Consider the following 1,714-nt stretch of genomic DNA (forward strand, 5'->3'; position numbering starts at 1 on the left):
AAATTAAGGATATGGTGGAAATAGTATACAACCGAAATTGCGTTTACCAGACGGCATACCATGTGATATGGTGTCCGAAGTACCGCAAACGGATACTTAAAGGTGAAATAGCCGAGGCTTTGCGTCTTGCCATCACCGCGATCTGCATTGAGCGCGAGTGGCCGATTCTGACCTTGGAAATCCAACCTGACCATATCCATTTGTTCGTAACCATCCCTCCGTCACAGGCTGTAGCCGATGCCGTAAAGATTTTGAAGGGTTCGACGGCCCGGAAGCTGTTTGTGGCTTTCCCGGCGTTGAAGGATCAGCTTTACGGCGGGCATTTGTGGTCTCCGTCCTATTACGTAGGTACGGCTGGCAATGTCAGTGCGGAAACCATCAGGCATTACATTGAAAGGACTGAACATATCAAAGGGCGCAGGTAAGCTCGTTCGACGCAAAGTCGACGTGCGTACCGTCTGCATTGCCTTGGAGGTCGATGCCGATGCTTCCGAAAAGATGCATCAGACCCGTCGCCTCTACGGGCAGGCCTGCAATTTGCTCGTCCCAATCGTCGTGTCCGATACAGATAGGAAAAAACGGCTCTGGCAACGGTACAACCTGCACAAGGCTGCTTATCCGATGGTTCGAACCAAAATGTCCGTTCTTGGTGCACAGCTCGCCTGCAACGTCATGCGTTCGGTATCGAGCATGTACCAGTCGTGGATCAGCAACCATCCGAACTTCTCGAAGGATAAGAAGATGGTGCTCCCGAGCATCAGCTTCAGGAATCCTGTTGTTCACCTGGACAAGAACACCATTCGCTTCTTCAACAACTACACCGAGGCGTCGGTCTATACGGTGAATGGGCGTGTCGGCGTTCGTCTTCGTCCGGGAAAGTTTCAGCTGAGCCAATTGGCCGGTTTTCTGGCTGAAGAGCTTGCCGGAACGTCGAAGGAGAATCGGATTTACAGGCTTGGCGAATGCAACCTCGTTTGGAAGTGCGGCATCAAAGGCACGCCTTCCAGATGGGAGCTGCACATTGCCATAGAGAAGAAACTCGAGGAAGTATCTCTCGACAACTTGTCTTTGAATCAAGTCATGGGCGTTGATGTTGGCGAAAACAACGCCGCCGCACTGTCTACCGGCCGAATCTTCAAAGCCGGGAAGATGAAGGACGACCGTGACAAATACCTGAGCAGTCGGGCTCGTTTCCAGCGCAATGGCTCCAGAAGCGCCAGACAGGCACTTCGAAAGGCTTCCGGCCGAGAGAAACGACATGTGGAACAAATCAACGACGAAATCAGCAAGTCCATTATTGAAGATGCGGCAGAACGCAATATTCGCCTGATCGTTCTTGAAGATCTTACGGACATCCGCGAGCGAATCAAGGCCGGGCAGAAGGTTCGCGCACGCCTGCACCGCTGGCCCTTCAGGGAGCTTCAGCAGAAGATAGTGGACAAAGCTTGTAGAGCGGGTATCGAAGTGATCTTCGTTGACCCTCGCTATACGTCGCAAACCTGTCCGCATTGCAATGCCATCGGAACACGGCAGAAGCACCGATTTGTTTGCAAGAACTGTGGTTACAGAGCGCACAGCGACCTCAATGGAGGTCGGAATCTGCAACGTCTGGGTTGTCTGCTGATAACCCAGGGGCTGGTGTAAACAAGCCCTATGTTGAGCCTGCTTTAGCAGGTGACAATAAAGCTTTCGACTTTAGTCGAGAGTTGTTTAC

The 1,714-nt window shown here is 52.1% G+C and carries 2 protein-coding genes; both read left to right on the forward strand.

Annotated features, from left to right (window positions below):
* The first annotated feature begins 11 nt into the window (after nucleotides 1-11).
* Nucleotides 12-425 (forward strand): IS200/IS605 family transposase, encoded by a 414-nt coding sequence (gene tnpA, locus HMPREF3036_RS02785; RefSeq protein WP_051009044.1) that lies wholly within the window; start codon nucleotides 12-14, stop codon nucleotides 423-425.
* 22 nt (nucleotides 426-447) lie between these two features.
* Nucleotides 448-1,644: an RNA-guided endonuclease InsQ/TnpB family protein gene (locus HMPREF3036_RS02790; RefSeq protein WP_231853555.1), complete on the forward strand. Its 1,197-nt coding sequence runs from the start codon at nucleotides 448-450 to the stop codon at nucleotides 1,642-1,644.
* Nucleotides 1,645-1,714: the final 70 nt, after the last annotated feature.

The sequence above is a fragment of the Sutterella sp. KLE1602 genome (assembly GCF_001578585.1).
GTDB classification, from domain to species: domain Bacteria; phylum Pseudomonadota; class Gammaproteobacteria; order Burkholderiales; family Burkholderiaceae_F; genus Sutterella; species Sutterella wadsworthensis_A.